At 42.1% G+C, this 18,789-nt stretch carries 13 protein-coding genes and 2 pseudogenes; 11 read left to right on the top strand and 4 right to left on the bottom strand.

Annotation, left to right across the window (positions count from 1 at the left end; translation table 11 throughout):
• Positions 1-1,060: 1,060 nt before the first annotated feature.
• Both IGK14_RS10280 and IGK14_RS10275 read left to right on the top strand, forming a co-directional pair.
• Positions 1,061-1,606 (top strand): annotated as a pseudogene (locus tag IGK14_RS10280) (SbcC/MukB-like Walker B domain-containing protein); the annotation flags it as partial.
• A 16-nt stretch (positions 1,607-1,622) separates the two neighbouring features.
• Positions 1,623-4,787 (top strand): DEAD/DEAH box helicase, encoded by a 3,165-nt coding sequence (locus tag IGK14_RS10275; RefSeq protein WP_010749420.1) that lies wholly within the window; start codon positions 1,623-1,625, stop codon positions 4,785-4,787.
• Between the two features lie 47 nt (positions 4,788-4,834).
• On the opposite strand, the gene IGK14_RS10270 is transcribed toward IGK14_RS10275, so the two are convergent.
• A complete protein-coding gene (locus tag IGK14_RS10270) occupies positions 4,835-5,569 on the bottom strand; it encodes an HAD family hydrolase (RefSeq protein WP_010749421.1) in 735 nt (244 codons plus the stop codon).
• Between the two features lie 244 nt (positions 5,570-5,813).
• Here IGK14_RS10270 and IGK14_RS10265 point away from each other — a divergent pair.
• The 5 genes and pseudogenes from IGK14_RS10265 to pepF all read left to right on the top strand — a co-directional run bounded on the left by IGK14_RS10265 (position 5,814) and on the right by pepF (position 12,437).
• Positions 5,814-7,550 (top strand): annotated as a pseudogene (locus IGK14_RS10265) (ABC transporter ATP-binding protein).
• Between the two features lie 709 nt (positions 7,551-8,259).
• Positions 8,260-8,658, top strand: a complete 399-nt coding sequence (spxA, locus tag IGK14_RS10260) for a transcriptional regulator SpxA (RefSeq protein ID WP_003127030.1) — start codon at positions 8,260-8,262, stop codon at positions 8,656-8,658.
• 152 nt (positions 8,659-8,810) lie between these two features.
• The gene (locus IGK14_RS10255) at positions 8,811-9,461 is read left to right on the top strand and encodes an adaptor protein MecA (RefSeq protein WP_010749423.1); all 651 of its coding nucleotides are present in this window, start codon (positions 8,811-8,813) and stop codon (positions 9,459-9,461) included.
• Positions 9,462-9,561: 100 nt separating this feature from the next.
• Complete coding sequence (locus tag IGK14_RS10250) at positions 9,562-10,551, top strand: competence protein CoiA (RefSeq protein ID WP_010749424.1); 990 nt, start codon at positions 9,562-9,564, stop codon at positions 10,549-10,551.
• 68 nt (positions 10,552-10,619) lie between these two features.
• Positions 10,620-12,437: an oligoendopeptidase F gene (gene pepF / locus IGK14_RS10245; RefSeq protein ID WP_154694520.1), complete on the top strand. Its 1,818-nt coding sequence runs from the start codon at positions 10,620-10,622 to the stop codon at positions 12,435-12,437.
• Between the two features lie 130 nt (positions 12,438-12,567).
• On the opposite strand, the gene IGK14_RS10240 is transcribed toward pepF, so the two are convergent.
• Complete coding sequence (locus IGK14_RS10240; protein WP_010749426.1) at positions 12,568-13,224, bottom strand: ClpXP adapter SpxH family protein; 657 nt, start codon at positions 13,222-13,224, stop codon at positions 12,568-12,570.
• Between the two features lie 108 nt (positions 13,225-13,332).
• The gene (locus IGK14_RS10235; protein ID WP_010749427.1) at positions 13,333-13,908 is read right to left on the bottom strand and encodes a CYTH domain-containing protein; all 576 of its coding nucleotides are present in this window, start codon (positions 13,906-13,908) and stop codon (positions 13,333-13,335) included.
• A gap of 196 nt (positions 13,909-14,104) precedes the next feature.
• Between IGK14_RS10235 and IGK14_RS10230 the strand changes: the two genes are divergently transcribed.
• The 4 genes from IGK14_RS10230 to mgtE are packed head-to-tail and all read left to right on the top strand — an operon-like array spanning position 14,105 to position 17,862.
• On the top strand, positions 14,105-14,773 hold the full coding sequence (locus IGK14_RS10230) for a GTP pyrophosphokinase (RefSeq protein ID WP_005229708.1): 669 nt from the start codon (positions 14,105-14,107) through the stop codon (positions 14,771-14,773).
• A 5-nt stretch (positions 14,774-14,778) separates the two neighbouring features.
• Complete coding sequence (locus tag IGK14_RS10225; RefSeq protein WP_174273007.1) at positions 14,779-15,576, top strand: NAD kinase; 798 nt, start codon at positions 14,779-14,781, stop codon at positions 15,574-15,576.
• A 4-nt stretch (positions 15,577-15,580) separates the two neighbouring features.
• On the top strand, positions 15,581-16,477 hold the full coding sequence (locus IGK14_RS10220; RefSeq protein ID WP_010749429.1) for an RluA family pseudouridine synthase: 897 nt from the start codon (positions 15,581-15,583) through the stop codon (positions 16,475-16,477).
• A 20-nt stretch (positions 16,478-16,497) separates the two neighbouring features.
• Entirely contained in the window at positions 16,498-17,862 is a 1,365-nt protein-coding gene (mgtE, locus tag IGK14_RS10215; protein WP_438712176.1) for a magnesium transporter, read from the top strand.
• Between the two features lie 56 nt (positions 17,863-17,918).
• On the opposite strand, the gene IGK14_RS10210 is transcribed toward mgtE, so the two are convergent.
• Complete coding sequence (locus tag IGK14_RS10210; RefSeq protein WP_010749431.1) at positions 17,919-18,755, bottom strand: AraC family transcriptional regulator; 837 nt, start codon at positions 18,753-18,755, stop codon at positions 17,919-17,921.
• Positions 18,756-18,789: the final 34 nt, after the last annotated feature.

Here is an 18,789-nt window from a genome sequence, read left to right as displayed (position 1 = left end):
TCTTTTGCTGGAAGAAAATGAACCCTGTCCGGTTTGCGGATCCTTGGATCATCCGAATACACAAGAGCACACGACCTATCGCATCGAAGACATCATTGCCAGTGAACAAAGACTTGAGCAAACACAAGAAAAATTGACGAAGATCCAGCAGCAAGTATCGGCAAATCAAACGCTGCAGGAGCAAGCCACATTGCGAATCAGCGAATGGCAAGCCACCAGTGCTGCTGCGCAGAAGCAAGTGGAATTCGCTTGGACTACAGTTCAACAGGCATTTGCTACCTTGCAGCCGTTAGAACACCAAGAGGCGATTACCGAGGAAACGACGGTAGCGGAATTAAAGAAACGGCAATCTTTCAATCAACAAAAAGCCGCATCTTATGAAGACGCACAGACGAAACATCAGGCAGTAAATGAGAAATTAGCAACGTTAAATGAGTCCTATCAGCAAGTCAGTGAGCAAGCGAAAAAAGCCCAAGAAGCGCGCCAGCTTGCTGAGGGGAAATTGGCTTCTTTACAGGAACAACTTGCAGGCGCAACTTATGAACAATTACAAGCCGATTTAACAAAAACCAATGGTTTACTGATGGAATATACGCAACAAATTGAGGCTGATACCCGACAAGAAGCGCAGCTAAAAGAACAGCAAGCGATTCTTTCAGAGAAGCTGAAAAATCTGCAGCAATTTTTTGAAGAAAAGCAAGCGGCTAAGACAAAAGCAGAACAACGACTGACGCAGCGACTCCAAGAAGTTGGTATGACTGAAGAAACGATGCGGGAATTGATTGCCCAAGCCGCTCAAACAACCGTTCTCTCAGAAGAAATCAAAACCTATGAGCAAGAAAAGGTGTTTGTTCAGCAACGGCTAGCATTGTTAGATGCACAGTTAAAAGAGCAAGCAGCGATCGATTTAAACCAATTGGAAGCTGACTACCTTCAGTTGCAGACTGTGATGGAGGAACTACAGCAAGAAACAATTCGCAAACAGGAGAAAGTCAACGGCAATCAACGGTTGTTTGACGAGCTGCAGGTCATTTATCAGCAAAATGTCGAAGAACTCGCCCAATTAGGCCAACTTCAGCAGTTGGCAGAAACCATCAACGGTGAAAACGTCAAAAAAACCAGCTTGGAACGGTATGTACTGCAGCAATTTCTGACAGAGATCTTAGAAGTCGCCAATGAACGCTTGGCTCGGTTGACTCGTGGCCGCTATCAATTTGAATTAGCGGATAAAGTCGGGAGCTATCGAAGCTCAACAGGCTTAGAAATTGACATATATGACGATAATGCGGGACAAGTCAGAAGAGCTCATACACTTTCAGGCGGCGAAAGCTTTATTGCTGCCTTAGCGTTGGCGATCTCTTTGGCGGATGTGATCCAGCAACGAGCTGGTGGGATCGAGATCGAAGCCCTCTTTATTGATGAGGGCTTTGGATCGCTTGATGAAGAATCATTGGAAATGGCGATGGAAGCATTAGAAATGATCGAAAATGAAGGGCGCATGATTGGGATCATCAGTCATGTTCGAGAACTGCGGGCAAGAATCCTGCAGCAAGTTTTCGTAGAAACTAACGGCAGCGGGCAAAGCCGGATCCGAATAAAAGAATAAGGAGAGGAGGGCTCTTATGAAGTGGAGTATTCCAGAAAAAGTAATTGAGCGTGGCAGAACGTATGTCAACGAAGATCGCGTCTTATCTGTCACACCAGACAAAGAAAAAAATGTGTGGCACGCAGAAGTATTGGGGACAGAATTGTATTTAGTGACCTTAGATGCTACAGCCAAAGAGGTAGATTATTGCCAATGTCCGTACTGGGAAGAGCATCATTATTGCAAACACACGGTGGCAGTCGAACTTTATCTACGCAAACAAGGGAAAACACGAAAAATCAATGAGCAAACCCCCATCAAAAAAGCCTTTTCTGCTTCAGAGATGTTTTCCAACGGCTTTGCCCGCTTAGGGAGCGAAAAAGAAACCAGCCAACCCTTACAGGTTGAATTTCGGATAGATACCATCGCCACCAATCCTTACCATCAAGAAATGGATATCTTAGGGATTTCCCTCAAAGTCGGCCATCGTGGCACCGCACGGACCTATGTCGTTAAAAACATTTATAAATTTTTGCAGATGTACCAAGAAAACAAGCAGTACGCAGCGAATAAGCAGCAGACCTTCTTTCTATCTGCGGATGCCTTTGATGAGAAAAATCGAGCCTTGTTGAATCGATTGGCAGGAATCGCGCAAACGCAACAGTTAATCGGGCAAGCAGGCATTCAGATCAGTGGTAAACTTGACAAAAAGTATTTGCTGCTACCAGTTGAGTTCGGCAAAGAATTGTTGTTACAGTTAAACGAAGTCTATACGCAAATAACCATTGGTGAAACAAAAGTCAATGAAGCCGATTTTCGGATCGGTGAACCTTTGTCGTTTTCAGTCACAAAACAGGAGGATCATTTTCCGCTGGAATTCGTGAAAGATTTTGACCATTTACTTAGCTATTATAATTGGGGTCTGCTGGATGGAACCTTTTATGAACTGACTGTCGAACAAAAGGAAATCTATGTCACGATGCAGCAGCTGTTTAAACGATTTGAACAGCCAGTCATCGACTATCCGAAAGAAGAACTAGCGAATCTTTTTATGAAAGTATTGCCTTATTTGCGAAAAATCGGGCGTGTCCAAGTAGCACCTGAAGTTCAAAATGAAATCGAAGAGTCTGAATTGAAAGCTGTCTTTTCGTTACGGAAAATCAAAGGACAAGTCGATTTACAAGTAGACTTCACTTATGGAGAAGTCGTTTTTTCAAGTGATGAAAAACATCACTATATGCCAGAAAATCATCCCGAGATTTTACGTGATTTTCAACAAGAAGCACGAATTGAAGCGATTATTGAAACCTTTGGCTATCAAGCGAGCACTAAAAATTGGCAAAAAAGCTTACCTGCGGGGGAACAACTTTATACCTTTTTTACAAGGGAGATCCCTGTTTTAAGGCAATTAGGTGAAGTCCGTATCGGCAAGAAGCTGCGGGAACTTTACCTTGACGCCCAACACCATCGACCAGAAATCGTTATCGAAGAAAATGGTTCTTGGTTGGATATCAAGTTTGATGTCAGCGGCATTCAAGAGTCAGAGATCAATGAGGTCTTGCGCAGCCTGTTACAGTCTGCACAATTTTATACCACTGAAAATGGGCAAGTCCTTTCATTGGAATCGGAAGAGTTTCAAGAAGCAAGTGCTGCCCTGAAAAAATTGCGTCTTTCACTAGAAGCGAAGGATGGGGCGATCCAAGTTCCTTTGAATCAAGGGCTGCTCCTGCAAGAGCAGTTTGCTGATCAAGCCAGCTTTAGTGCCGGTTTTCAGCAAATGACGGAAGACTTGATCCATCCAGAAAACTTTGAGGCGCAACTGCCAGAAAACTTGCATGCTGAGTTGCGGCAATACCAAGAAGTTGGCTTCCGTTGGTTAAAAATGTTGAGCCATTATCAATTTGGCGGTATCCTTGCCGATGAAATGGGGTTAGGGAAGACCGTTCAGACGATCAGCTACTTACTTTCAGAAAAACAAGAGAAACAAAAATTGAATGCATTGATCGTGGCACCGGCGAGTCTAACATTCAACTGGCAACAAGAAATCAAACGGTTTGCACCGACGATTTCCGCGTCTGTCATCAGCGGAACGAAAGAAGAGCGCGAAGGGCAGATGGCGCAACTAGCGGACGTCCGAATCACTTCTTATGCAAGCTTGCGGCAAGACATTGATGCCTATCAAGCACTAGATCTGACTTGTTTGATTTTAGATGAAGCGCAAATGGTCAAAAACAGTGCAACCAAAACGGCACAGGCCTTGCGCTCCTTGGAAGTTCCGCAGCGGTTCGCCCTCAGTGGCACACCGATCGAGAACAATTTGGAAGAGTTGTGGTCTTTGTTCCAAATGATCATGCCGGGCTTTTTCCCAAACAAGCAGAAATTTAAGGAACTGTCCACGCAAGAAATTGCGAAAATGATCAAACCCTTTATTTTGCGAAGAGACAAAAAATCCGTGCTGCATGATTTGCCGCAAAAATTGGAGACAAATTATTACAGTGTTCTTACAGAAGAACAAAAGAAAATCTATTTGGCGTACTTGCGGCAAATGCGTGAAGAAATCGCGCAAATGGATTCTACGTCTTTCCGTAAAAATCGAATCAGTATCTTAGCTGGTTTGACTCGATTGCGGCAAATCTGTTGTGACCCACGATTATTCGTGGAGGACTATGAAGGGTCTTCTGGGAAACTTGAACAGGTCAAAGATTTACTCTTAGCAGCCAAAGAAAATGGCCGTCGTGTCCTACTATTTTCTCAGTTTACTAGCATGCTTTCGATCATTGAAGAAGAATTAGCACAAGAAGGGTTTGAGTCCTTTTATTTGCGAGGCAGCACACCGCCGCAAGATCGTTTGACGATGGTCGATGCCTTCAATAGCGGAGAAAAGGACGTTTTCTTGATCTCGTTAAAAGCAGGAGGAACTGGACTGAATCTGACCGGCGCAGACACCGTGATCTTATACGATTTGTGGTGGAACCCGGCGGTGGAAGAACAAGCCGCTGGACGAGCCCATCGGATCGGTCAAAAAAATGTTGTCGAAGTCTGGCGAATGATTGCTGAAGGAACCATTGAAGAACGAATGGATGCGTTGCAACAAGAAAAACGTGAGCTATTCCAAAAAGTGATCCAAGGCAATGAAACACAGCTTCAACAAATGACGGAAGAAGATATTCGCTTGATTTTGAGTATCGGCGAAGAAAGTTAGCCAATCAAAAAGATGGACCTGCCGCAGGAGCGAAGGTCCATCTTTTTTTAGTTATACATGTATGCAGGCACTTGCATCAGTGTGTCAATACTGTCTTGCAGCTGTGAAAAAGCAGTGATCGATGCATCTGGTAAGTCTTCCAATCCACTAGGCGCTTGACGGAGACGATGATTGAACCACAAGGCTTGCCAACCGGCTTTCTTACAGCCAACCACGTCATTATCAAAATTATCACCGACGTACAATGTGGTTTCCGGATCAAGAGTAAAGGCGGTTTCTGCCAATTGAAAGATTTCAAGTTGGGGCTTTTGATAACCAGTTGCTTGTGAAATGATCATATGCTCTGGTTTGATCCATCGAGTCAGTTGCAACTGATCCAATTTCTTTTGCTGGTGGTCGGTGGGACCATTGGTAATAATTCCTAGTTTGACTGGCAATGTGGACAAATAGTTCAAAGTTGACTCAACTTCAGGATGTAGCGTGATGGCATCTAGTTCTTGTTCATAACACAGCTGAAATTTACAGCTTTCTTCCATTGTAATAGGTAAGTACCCTAAATCCGTTAATGAATGCGTCAGTCGAAAATAGCGAAAATGATCTAGCGTCCATTCATTTGCCAATACCCGTCCAAACTGCTCATCACTGTGCACCCGAAACCGTAAGTAAAGAGCAGTTAAATCTTTGTGGGCTAATTGTGGGAAACATGAGGTTACGGCATTACGAAAAGGTTGTTGCTGGTCATATAAGGTATCATCGACATCAAAAAGAATACTAGTGATCAAAAAAGACACGCCTTTCAGAGTTAGTGAAAATTTTCAGTTTGTTTTCGAATCAATCATAAGCCATTATTCCTGTAAAAAAAAGAGGGAAATCCCTGTAAAATAAAGGTTTTATTTACTGTTTTTAGAAATCCGCGTCTTTATAGGTTTTCAAAATTATAGTGAATTTTACCCATTTTCACATGTTTCTCATTTTGCATTTCTACTGAGAGTTGCTTATAATGAAAGCTATTGAGGAGGGGGAAATGTGTTAAAAAGGTTTTTTCGTTATTATCGACCGTATCGGTCACTATTTATACTCGACTTTACTTGTGCGGTATTTGCTGGTTTATTGGAACTAGCCTTTCCAGTTGCCGTCAACCAAGTAATCGATAAGATCATGCCCCAGAACAACTTTCGCCTAATACTGTTGGCATGCTTAGGATTGTTCTTGTTTTATGTGATCAATACTGTGTTGCAATATATCGTGGTTTTTTATGGTCATAAACTTGGGGTCAATATTGAAACTGATATGCGTCAAGAGTTATTTCGACATCTGCAAACGCAATCTTTTGAATATTATGATAATCAAAAGACTGGCAAGCTGATCAGTCGTTTGACTACGGATCTCTTTGAGATTTCTGAAGTCGCTCACCATGGGCCAGAAGATGTTTTTATTACCATCATGACTTTGGTCGGTTCATTCCTATTGATGTTAAATATGCATGTTCAATTAGCTGTGGCAACATTTGCGTTGATTCCCTTGATCACGATCGCCTTGGTTTTTTTCAATAAGAAAATGACCAAAGTCAACACACAGATCTATGATAATATCGGTGAGTTCAACGCCGGAGTGGAAGCATCTGTCAGTGGCATTCGAGTGACACAATCATTTGCCAATGAAACGTTTGAACATAAACGCTTTGACGGGTTAAGTGAGATTTATCGACAGTCTAAGATCCTTTTTTATAAGGTAATGGCAATCAGTTCAGCGTACAATTATTTCTTGATTCGGTTGATCAACTTGTTTGCTCTGATCTTTGGTGCCTACTACGTGATTCGTGGTGAACTGACGAACGGTCAGTTCGTAGGGTTTATTTTATTGTCAAATGTCTTTGTTAGACCAATCGAGAAGGTTAATACGATGATCGAAAGCTATCCGAAAGGAATCGCTGGCTTCAAACGCTTGACCGAAGAGTTGGATAAAGAACCGACGATCAAAGACAAGCCAGGCGCACGGGCAGTAACTTCCTTAAAGGGAGACATCGTCTACCATGATGTTTCTTTTTCCTATGCGGATGCGACGAAAGTCTTGAATCACATCGACTTGTCGATCAAAGCGGGTGAGACGATCGCCTTCGTTGGGCAAAGTGGTTCAGGGAAAACAACGTAATGCAACTTGTTGCCGCGGTTTTATGAAGTCACGGAAGGCGCCATTACGATTGATGGCATCAATATTCAGGAGATGACCTTGGCATCTTTACGTCAGCAGATTGGTACGGTGCAGCAAGATGTTTTTCTTTTCCCAGGAACGATTCGAGAAAATATTGCTTATGGCAAACTTGATGCAACAGAAGAGGAGATTTTAAAGGCAGTCAAATTGGCACACTTAGAAAAAGTCATTGATCAAATGACGGATGGCTTGGATACGGTCATCGGTGAACGAGGCGTCAAATTATCCGGTGGCCAAAAGCAGCGAGTAGCGATTGCTCGGATGTTCTTGAAAAACCCGCCGATTTTGATTCTAGATGAAGCAACTTCAGCGTTAGATACCGAAACGGAACAAGTGATCCAAGAATCATTGAATTCTTTGGCAGATGGGCGTACAACCTTGATCATTGCCCATCGCCTCGCGACGATCAAACATGCGACACGAATCATTGTCGTTAGTGAGAAGGGGATCTTAGAAGAAGGAACCCATGAAGAGTTGATGGCGAGAAAAGGGCATTATCGTGCATTGCATGATGCTCAATTCGCTCGTGACCGAGACCCAGCACTTGCTTAGAAGAAAGACATAGTAAACGATCAGTTCAAGAATAGTACAGTCTATTATGCTTTGTCAGTGACCAAGCAACAAATTGGCTGGCTTCTTGGATTGATCGTTTTTTACTGAGTTTTTTGTGAGAAACCCTTTTCATTTATAAGCAGATGTTCATTTCTGCTGCTGTTTTATAGCAGATTATGACAGAAATGCTTCTATGGTTTTCTGATTAAAAAGGAATGTGATACAATAAAACAAAGAAGAAAGAGAGTGGTTGCGATTACTCGTACAAAAAAATAACATCCATTTTCATTGTAGCGCGATCGTTTCTCGGCTAAGGAAGGATCGTGAAAAAGTTCTTTTGAAAACGATTGAGCGATGGCCTTGGTTTTTCTCTCATTTTTTGATTACATCTGTAATTGTCGAAGGGAAATTAAAAAACGTTGCCTTCTGTTAAAAGAATATTTTAATATTCTGACATCTTTTTGATACACCTTTGACACACTGTTGTATAAAAGGAGTAATATTAAAAAAAAATTTGAGTTTTCTCATTTAAAAACAAACTTTTTGAAGGAAACCTTTTGCCTTAAAGGTTTCGCTTTTAATATAACTTTCGAGTTTTATTAAAAAATATGAGATTTAGACTAGATTTTTTTTAGTTAAACCTGTATAATTGAAATCAAGCGAGGGAACAGGACTTGCTTGATTGAAAATTAAAAAGGAGAGATGCACGTTGTTGACACTATACACTTCCCCAAGTTGCACATCTTGTCGCAAAGCTCGTGCGTGGTTACAAGAGCACGAAATCCCTTTTGTTGAAAGAAATATTTTTTCAGAACCGTTAAATATTTCTGAGCTTAAGGCAATTCTACAAATGACAGAAGATGGCACAGAAGAAATTATTTCCACCAGATCCAAAGTATTCCAAAAGTTGAATATGGATCTAGATGACCTGCCCCTAAAAGATTTATTGACACTTGTTCAAGAAAACCCAGGATTATTGCGTCGTCCGATCATGATTGATGAAAAACGATTGCAAGTTGGGTTCAACGAAGATGAAATTCGTCGGTTCTTACCTAGGGATGTTCGCCAACTCGAACTAAGACAAGCGCAATTAATGGCAGGATTATAAATTTGACTTCATCGACTCGCTTTCTCTTTGAAAGTGAGTCTTTTTTTGAGTTTTTACGTTTTTCTTAAGAGGATATTCGTTTTCTCTTTACTTTTTATCAGGTTTCGATACAATGAACCTATAGTGAGTAGCAAAAGTGAGGTGTAGCTAATATGGAAATGGAACATATCAATGAGAACACCATTCGTGTATTGATCAAAAGTGAAGACTTAGCTGCGAGAGGCATCACTTTTCTTGACCTTCTAGGAAATCACAATGAAATTGAAAACTTCTTTTACAGTATTCTTGAAGAAGTTGATATTGACGAAGAATTTAAGGGCAGTGAAGCTGTAACTTTCCAAGTCTTGCCTAAAGGCGATGGGTTAGAATTGTTTATTAGCAAAAATCTTCCACCAGAAGGAATGGAAAATTTTGATGAGATGAACGATGAAGCGAATGAAGACATTACCGACATGTTGAAAAAGCATGTGGCGGCTCAATTACAAGAGTCAGAGCAAGCAGAAGACATCGGCAATCGTTTTGTATTCGAGTTGTTGCGATTCGAAGATTTGATTCAATTGGCATCCGAAGTATATTTGGATTCCGTTGCAACCAATCTTTACCAAATGGGTAACCATTATTATATTGAAATTCGATTCATGGATGCAGAGGTTACTGATATTGAAGTGGAGAACGCACTTTCTTATTTGATGGAATTTGCCCAACGGACATCAGTGACGCCAGAGGTTTTATCTGAATATGGTCAGTTGATCATGGAAAACGATGCACTTGAATTGACTCGTTTCTACTTCAAGAATGATTAATGAATGAAATTCATTTCCAGCCAAGAACATGTTGCTAATGTTCTTGGCTTTTTCAATTGTGTTTGATGAAAATGGCGTATCTTTTATTGAGGTGAGTTAGATGCTGAAAGCATTGAACCAAAGAAAAGAAGTCATTGCAGCGAAAGGGAGAAAGAAAGCATCAGGCCCTTTTTATTGCCCAGGGTGTCACCAAGAAGTGACTTTGCGGCAAGGAACCAAACGACAGCCCCACTTTGCCCATCAAGCAACTGCTGATTGTCAGACTTACAGCGAAGGGGAGACGAAGGAACACTTGGAAGCCAAACAACTATTGTTTGAATGGTTTCAAGATACAGGGATTGAGATCGAAGCTTTTTTGCCTAAACTCCAACAGCGTCCTGACCTTTGTTATAAGAATATCGCCATTGAAGTACAGTGTTCTTCCCTCAAGTTTTCACGATTTCTTGAAAGAACCAGCACGTATTTAGCAAACAGCTATCGACCATGGTGGATCTTAGGGGAGAAATTGCATCCGAAACGCCAATGGTCACTTTTGACAAAAGCCTGCTGTAGTTATCAGGCAACTGGTTTTTGTTTGTGGCTGATTGATACGCAAAATCAATCCTTAATGAAGTTAGAACATATCAACTGGCACTATCAAGAAGGAGTCAGCAGTCAACAAAGCGATGCTCGAAAAGGGGCGCCTTACCATAAAGAAACACTTCGCCCTTTGTGCAAAGGACAAAGATCAAACGACCACCGTCCCCCTGAGTGGCTTGCTGCAGACTATCAGGTGTGGTTGATACAAAAACTGCGAAAGAACCAACCCAAAATCCGTGAGATTCAAGAAATATTGTATCCGTTAAAAGGCAATGTCTCCCAGCTGCCTATGTGGTGCTATTGTGCAAGCAGCTTTGGCATTTTATTTGAGCATCGAATATTGGTTTTTCGCTTTCTTTATTTAAGTGACTGTCCACTTCGTTTTGATCAATGGGTGGCACGGCTGCGGCAGCTGGATTGGCAATGGCAATTCCCGTTACTGGATCAACGGGAAATTTTGCGCGGACTCTTTCAAGAATGCCAATATTTAGAAAATTCGGTTTCTTTTTAAGCCAATGATTTGGTTTCACTGAAAAGTATGATAAGATATTTTTAACCAATGAACAAGGAGTGAAGGGAATGTCAGAAACAAAACAATTACCAGCACGTGAATCGATTCCAGTCGAAAAAACGTGGGACTTAACGAAAATCTATGCCGATGATGCGGCTTTTGACATAGAATTTCAAGAGATCCAAGCACAAGTCAAAGAAGCAAGTCGTTACCAAGGCACTTTAGCCGATGGGCCGCAAGCCTTTTTAGCAGCTTTAGAATTTGTCTTAGATCTTTCTCGCCGTTTGGAGAAGCTGTATGTTTACAGTCATTTGAAAAACGATCAAGATACCGCTAATACGACTTATCAAGGCTTATATGCGAAAGCTAGCAGTTTAGTTGCGCAAGTAAGTGAAGCCGTTGCTTGGTTTGATCCTGAGCTATTGACAATGTCTGATGAAACGATTTGGGGCTATTTCGATCAAGAGCCGAAACTAGCTGTTTATCGTCATATGATCGAAAAAACCATCAACGAGCGTCCACATGTCTTGCCAGCGGAGCAAGAAGCGTTATTAGCTGGTGCTGGCGAAATTTTTGGGGCACCTGGCAACATTTTTTCTGTTTTAAACAATGCTGATTTGGATTTTCCAGTAGTTGAAGACGAAAACGGGGAAAAAGTACAGTTATCTCATGGTGTATACGGTGAGTTGATGGAAAGCACGGATCGATCTGTCCGTGAAGCAGCCTTTAAAGGTCTTTATGGTGTCTATGAGCAATTCCGCAATACCTTTGCCCAAACATTAAGCACCAATATCAAAGCCCATAACTTTAAAGCAAAAGCCCGCAAATTTGATTCGGCACGGCAAGCCGCTTTGAGTGCCAACCATATTCCTGAAAGTGTCTACGATACATTAGTGGACGTCGTCAACCAGCACCTGCCATTGTTGCATCGTTATATGGCATTAAGAAAACGCCTATTGGCTGTCGATACGTTGCATATGTATGATGTTTATACGCCAATTTTAGGGGAAGCGCCTATTCGTTATACCTATGAAGAAGCTGTCGAAAAAGCGAAAGAAGCGTTAAAACCATTAGGTGAAGAATACCTTGCAGTGGTTGAAGAAGCCTTCAGCAATCGGTGGATCGATGTCGTTGAAAACAAAGGCAAACGCAGTGGCGCGTATTCTTCTGGTGCCTATGATACGCTGCCATATATCCTGATGAACTGGAATGATCGATTGGATCAACTCTTTACTCTTGTTCATGAAATGGGACACAGTGTGCATAGTTACTTTACACGCAATAACCAGCCTTATGCCTATGGCGATTATTCGATCTTTTTAGCGGAAATCGCTTCAACCACCAATGAAAATATTTTGACAGAGTATATGCTGCAGACTGAAACAGATCCACGGGTCAAAGCTTATGTCTTGAATCATTTTCTCGATGGCTTCAAAGGAACGATTTTCCGTCAAACGCAATTTGCCGAGTTTGAACACTTCATGCACGTGGAAGATGCGAAAGGAACACCGTTGACCAGTGAATTCTTAAGCGAGAACTATGCCGAGTTAAATGCAAAATACTACGGACCTTCTGTTGAAAAAGATCCTGAGATTCGTCTTGAGTGGTCACGCATTCCGCATTTCTATTACAATTACTATGTTTACCAGTATTCAACTGGATTTTCGGCAGCTTCAGCTTTAGCGAAGAAAATCTTAGCAGGTGAACCAGATGCCTTAACTAACTATTTGAACTATTTGAAAGCTGGACGCAGTGATTATCCAATCGAAGTCATGAAAAAAGCGGGCGTCGATATGACAAAAGCAGATTATATTGAAGACGCGATGAAAGTATTTGAACAACGCTTGAATGAATTGGAAGAACTTGTCAAAGAAATTGAAGCATAATTGAAAAGCGAACCAATCCGTAAAGGATTGGTTTGTTTTTTTGTTCGTCCACAATAAAAAACGCTGCGCAGCGAGCCAAACACAAGATCATCGTTTGGCTCGCTGCGCAGCGTCGCTATTGAATAGGGTTTCATAAAAGAATCAACCCGCGATCAATTTCATGAATAGTGGAAAGTTTTGGTGCTTTCAAAGACTGAGCTTTTTGCAAAAATGTATCGAGTTCTGTTGCTGTACCACAGACGAGCGGAAGACTTCTCAGTTCCTCTGATCCTTCTAAAAGGACCCCATATTCTTCTTCACTTGAAAAATCATACACCACAGCAGAGGGTGTGATCGTGATGCCCATATCTTTGGCTACACACTGATCGGTGGCAAAGTTCTTTTTCACTAGCTCAGAGGATCGATCTTCTAGGAACATCTCTAAATCACCATTCGTTTCAGAAAATAATTCTTTCACTAAGGCATCGCTATATTCTTGTCTTTCGATCCCTATCCGTTGTTGCAGTTTCAACAAGAAATCCCGAGCAATTTTTTTTCCTTGCAACTGAGCTGCCTTATAGTCCAGTGATGCAGCATAGATTTGGTTGGTCTGTTCATTTCGCAAGACCAAATCCGCCTTATTCATGGACAAATAGTCCATTGAGACACCTACGGAAAACAAGTTAACGAAAGGTAGAATCTGCAAATGGATTTTTTTGCGGCTCGTGTTTAATTTATTGAGAATCTCTTTTTCGATATCATAACAAATAGGCCCAATCGGATTAATAAATAAAAACAGTTCGATCATTTGAATCTCTCCCCAATTAAGATTCTTTTGTACCTTGAAAAACAAAATAAGTATGTTTTATTAAATATAGCAAAAAAACGCGAAAAAAGTAAGCAAAAGGACAGCTTACTATGATTTTTCTTCAACGGCACGGATGATCTTGTTTTTCGCTGGTCGGTAAGGAACGCCAAAGGAACGTAACAAGGAGTAAAAGGCATCTTTTCCTTTAATCGGCTCGTTGACTTCTAACTCCAACTCATAATCATGCTGTTGACCATACCAGCTTTCATCTAACGCGAGCAATCCTGCTTCAACCGGAAATTCCGCCCGTTTCGTTTTTAATACTGCGATCATACATAACGTGTCAGGCTCGATACCTGCCGCTCTTAGGCGCTGAGCAACGATACCCGTAGGTAGAATTTTTTCTGAAGCAATTAATGAAGCTGCGGACGTTATCGTTAAAGGATCAGTCGTCTCTAATAACCCGTGCTCAATGGGGGTTTTTAGCGTTAATTCCGCATTGGTAGCAGTCGTGCGAATGCGCAAGCCGAATTGCTTTTCCCGCAGCTTATGATCTACCGTATCATAATAGTAGTTGGTTTGTATCTTAAATGCTTCTTCTGACAAATTGTAATAAGCAAGCAGCTGGTGGTATTCTTTTTCCGTCAACATTGTTTTATATTCAATCTCTACTTGTTCAACCATCGTTTCTCACTCTCTTTCTATTGCAACCATAGTGTACGATGTTTCAGCTATTCCGTCAAAGAAACCAAACAAAGAAAAGCAGAGATGTTGGGGGAGAGACAAAAAATCTTTTGTTTCTGCTCTTCTGTTCATTCAGTTTTATTTCAAGAGTATGGTAGAATAAGAGGTATGTTATGAACAGAATCGAGGGAGAAGAATGATTCGAGATTGGGAAGAATTCTTAGCGCCTTATGAACAGGCGGTTTCAGAATTAAAAGTAAAATTAAGAGGCATACGAAAACAATATCGGGAACAAAACAAGCATGTTCCCATTGAATTTGTCACTGGGCGGGTCAAGCCAGTGGATAGCATTTTAACGAAAAGTAAATTACGTGGGATTGCTTTGGATCGGCTTGAAGAAGAGATGTCTGATATCGCTGGCTTGCGAATCATGTGTCAATTTGTGGAAGACATTCACCAAGTCGTTGAACTGTTGCGTACACGTAAAGACATGAAAGTGATCATTGAACGGGACTATATCACCAATAAAAAAGCCAGTGGTTACCGTTCGTACCATCTAGTGATCGAATATCCCGTTCAACTGATCGACGGGGAAAAAATTATTTTAGCTGAGATTCAAATTCGGACACTAGCGATGAATTTTTGGGCAACGATCGAACATTCATTAAACTACAAATACCAAGGGGAATTTCCCGCTGAAATCAGTGAACGGCTACGTCGGTCGGCAGAAGCCGCCTATCAGCTAGATGAAGAAATGTCCAATATCCGTGAAGAGATCCAAGAGGCACAACGGTTATTTTCACATGGGAAAGGCAAGCGAGGCGGACATGATCAGAACCCGTTGCCAAAGGGGGAAACGGAATGAAAGGTATCCGCGTGGCAATCGTCCATAATCAAGAAAGCAAGTCGGTAGAAGTGACAAAGCGTTTGACTAAGCTTTTAGAACAATCAGAAAATATGATCGATCAAGAAAATCCTGAATTAGTGATTTCTGTTGGTGGAGATGGCACGCTCCTTTCTGCTTTTCACTTGTACAATCATAAGTTGGATCAAGTGCAGTTTTTAGGCGTCCATACGGGTCATCTCGGCTTTTACACGGACTGGCGAGATTATGAATTGGAAGAACTAGTCAAGTCATTATGCAATGACCATCAAAAAAGCGTCAGCTATCCGTTATTAGATGTCCGTATCACGTATGCGAATGGAAAATCAGACAAGCATTTCCTAGCATTGAATGAATCAACGATCAAGCGCGGCAATCGCACGATGGTTGCCGATATTTCTATTAAAGAAGACCTCTTTGAAAAGTTTCGCGGCGATGGCTTATCGATCTCAACGCCCACCGGCTCCACTGCTTATAACAAGAGTGTTGGTGGGGCAGTCTTGCACCCAAGTATCAATGCCTTTCAATTGGCAGAGATTGCTTCGTTGAACAATCGTGTCTTTCGGACCCTTGGTTCGCCGATCGTCGTGGGTCACCATGAATGGGTCAAAGTACAACTGCAGCAAAGCACCGACTATTTAGTGACGATCGATCAGTTTACCATCGAACAAGAAGAAATCGATGCTATCTATTACCGTATTGCCGATGAACGGATTCATTTTGCGTCTTATCGGCATATGCATTTTTGGAATCGGGTCAAAGATTCCTTTATTGGAGAAGAATAAACCCATGGAATTTACGTATCACTATACTGGACAAGGACAGCAAGTCAAATACTTTTTGAAGGAACAAGGGGTGTCCAAAGGACTGTTAGCAAAAATCAAATTTCAAGGCGGAAAGATATTTGTCAACGATCACGAGCAAAACGTCTTGTTTTCTTTGGCGCAAAATGATAGGGTAACTATTGTAATTCCTCCTGAAGGGGAACATGAGACGATGCTGGCTGACCCGACATCGATTGAGATCGTGTATGAAGATGCCCATCTGTTAGTCGTGAATAAGCCAGCAGGCATCTCATCGATCCCTGCGCAATATCATCCGACTGGCACGATGGCCAATCGCGTCAAGGCCTACTATCAAGCGCAGCACTATGAAGATCAAGTGATTCATGTAGTCACGCGGTTAGACCGTGACACATCAGGACTGATGCTTTTTGCAAAACATGGGTTTGCCCATGCGAAGCTGGATAGCCAGTTGCGAAAGAAGCAGGTCGTAAAAAAATATCAAGCCCTCGTTGCTGGTGAACTGCCCGCACTTTCTGCCCATGGTGAGATTGAGCTGCCGATTGCTAGGGACCTGACGTCACTATTGAAACGCAAGGTCAGTGACGAAGGAAAAGAAGCACGGACGGAGTATTGGCTAAAACAACGTAATTCAGATTGCGCTTTAGTTGATATTCAGTTACACACAGGCAGGACACATCAAATAAGGGTCCATTTTTCTGCAATCGGTTGTCCCTTATTAGGAGACGAGATGTATGGCGGTACAATGGCTCTTGGGATCAAACGACAAGCATTACACTGCTGTCAGCTGCAATTTCAGCATCCCTTTACGAATGAACCGTTGGCTTTTAAGCTGCCCTTAACAGCAGACATGGCCGCTGTTTGCTCAGCCATGGATAGGTAATAACAAATGAGGTGAAGAGATTGGATGAAAATCAAGAATTAACTGAACGGTTTGATCAACTGAATCAAGCATTAAAAGACAATGATATCCAGGGATTTCGTGAGGCGTTCTTGGATCTGCATATCTACGAGCAGGGTCAGTTCTACCAATCTCTAGAAGCAGCCGATCGACAAATCGTCTATACGTATCTTTCCCCGAAAGAATTGGCAGACATGTTTGACGTCATTGAAGAAGATGATGAACACATGGTGGATTATCTTTCAGAGATGCGCCCCGCCTATGCGGCTGATATGTTGGCGCAAATGTATACCGATAATGCGGTTGACCTGCTGAATACTCTGGATAAAAAACAAACAGCAAAATATTTGAGTTTGATGACCGCTGAAGCTGCTAGCGAAATCAAAGAGCTGCTGCACTATGAAGATGAAACTGCTGGATCGCTGATGACTACCGAGTTTGTTTCCATTGTTGCCAACCAAACGGTTCGTTCAGCGATGTATGTCTTAAAAAATGCCGCAGATGTTGCCGAGACGATTTACTATATTTACGTCGTGGATACTGATAATAAGCTTGTGGGCGTTATTTCTTTAAGAGACTTGATCATCAATGATGAAGATACCATGATCGCTGATATTTTGAACGAGCGGGTGATGTCGGTCCATGTTGGAGATGACCAAGAGGATGTCGCTCAGACCTTCCGAGATTATGACTTTCTCGCATTGCCAGTCACCGATTATGACGATCACCTATTAGGGATCGTGACCGTCGATGATATCATCGACGTTATCGATGATGAAGCAGCCAGTGACTACTCTGGTTTGGCAGGGGTCAATGTGGAAGAAGTCAGTGAGAACCCGATCAAAGCGTCTTCGAGACGCTTGCCTTGGCTTATCACCTTACTCTTTCTCGGAATGGCCACCGCCAGTCTGATCAGTCATTATGAAGAGTTGGTCAGCGAAGCAAGTATTCTCGCTGTTTTTATCTCACTGATCACTGGGACCGCCGGTAATGCTGGTACCCAATCCTTAGCCGTAGCCGTTCGTCGTCTGGCGATCAATGACGACAAAGAAAACAGCTTTATGAAGACGGTGGTCGGTGAAGTGCTGACGGGACTGTTCACAGGTGCCATCACGGGATTGACGATTTTTGCTATCGTAGCTGTCTGGAAACAAAATCCGATTCTAGGGTTTGTGATTGGGATGGCGATGATGTGTGCCATCACAGTAGCCAACTTAGCGGGAAGTTTGATCCCGACGCTGATGGACAAGCTGGGTTTTGATCCAGCAGTGGCAAGTGGTCCGTTTATCACGACCCTTAGCGATTTGACCAGTGTTTTGATCTACTTCAACATTGCCAGTCTTTTTATGAACTATTTTATTCAATGAACAAAAAAGAGCAAGCCGATGATTCTTCATTCGAAGGAAGGTCATCGGCTTGCTCTTTAATTTTTTGGTTTTGGCAATACCCCAGAAGGAGAGACACCATAAAGTTTTTTAAAAGACTTGCTAAAGTGATAAGCATCCTGATAGCCCACAGCAGAGGCGACTTCTTTGATCGTGAGGTTTTCATTTTTTAACATGTCTTTGGCACGCTTTAAGCGAATCTCAATCAAGTAGTTGATGGGACTGACACCCGTCGCCTCTTTAAAAATCTTTGAAAGGTACGTTGGGCTGAGAAATTGATCCTGTGCGAGCTTCTCTAACGTGATTTCTTCTTTGTAATGATTTTCCAAGTAATAGACCGTATAGTTGACGATCTGTTGTTGTCGTCGTTGGCTTTTGGAAAGGTAAGGCACGACATTGATATGGTCTTCATTTAGTCCACGTAAAATGTAGACGAGCATCTCCATCAAAACAGCCTTTTGCATCAATTGAAACTCATCCCGCTCTTCACTGCTTTCTCTCACCAACTGCCAGGCTTTTTCCAAAACTTGATGATGGTATTTGCCTAGCTCCAACAAGGGGTGTTTGTTAGGGAAAAAATTCCGTTTAAACCCTTCCAAAGAAATATTTTTTAAACCAATATGCAGCTGATGGGAGCGAGTGCCCTTAGGCTGCAATTCGCAGTGATCGACGCCAGGATTGAAAAGCATGACGCTGCCAGCACGGATTTTTTTCGCTGGTTCTTTTTCAAAATAATAGGTACTTTCTCCTTCTAATAAGACGCTGATTTCTAAAAAGTCATGATGGTGCATTTCTCCATGACTTTCTGATTGCGTCCATGGGTCAAAGAGATAGATGATTTCTGGATTAAACGTGCGAGGGTTAACTAAATTCATGGCTGATTCACTCCAATTGGGTGCTTATTTCCTG

Origin of the sequence: Enterococcus sp. DIV0970a, assembly GCF_051711265.1 — a bacterium.
GTDB lineage: Bacteria > Bacillota > Bacilli > Lactobacillales > Enterococcaceae > Enterococcus_D > Enterococcus_D casseliflavus.
The sequence above is the reverse complement of the archived record's forward strand: the minus strand, read 5'-3'. Positions and strand labels throughout refer to the sequence as shown.

Coding starts and splice junctions, on each gene's coding strand:
- IGK14_RS10275 (WP_010749420.1), top strand. CDS start 1,623: ATGAAGTGGAGTATTCCAGAAAAAGTAATTGAGCGTGGCAGAACGTAT.
- IGK14_RS10255 (WP_010749423.1), top strand. CDS start 8,811: ATGGAAATGGAACATATCAATGAGAACACCATTCGTGTATTGATCAAA.
- IGK14_RS10250 (WP_010749424.1), top strand. CDS start 9,562: ATGCTGAAAGCATTGAACCAAAGAAAAGAAGTCATTGCAGCGAAAGGG.
- pepF (WP_154694520.1), top strand. CDS start 10,620: ATGTCAGAAACAAAACAATTACCAGCACGTGAATCGATTCCAGTCGAA.
- IGK14_RS10240 (WP_010749426.1), bottom strand. CDS start 13,224: ATGATCGAACTGTTTTTATTTATTAATCCGATTGGGCCTATTTGTTAT.
- IGK14_RS10235 (WP_010749427.1), bottom strand. CDS start 13,908: ATGGTTGAACAAGTAGAGATTGAATATAAAACAATGTTGACGGAAAAA.
- IGK14_RS10230 (WP_005229708.1), top strand. CDS start 14,105: ATGATTCGAGATTGGGAAGAATTCTTAGCGCCTTATGAACAGGCGGTT.
- IGK14_RS10220 (WP_010749429.1), top strand. CDS start 15,581: ATGGAATTTACGTATCACTATACTGGACAAGGACAGCAAGTCAAATAC.
- IGK14_RS10210 (WP_010749431.1), bottom strand. CDS start 18,755: ATGAATTTAGTTAACCCTCGCACGTTTAATCCAGAAATCATCTATCTC.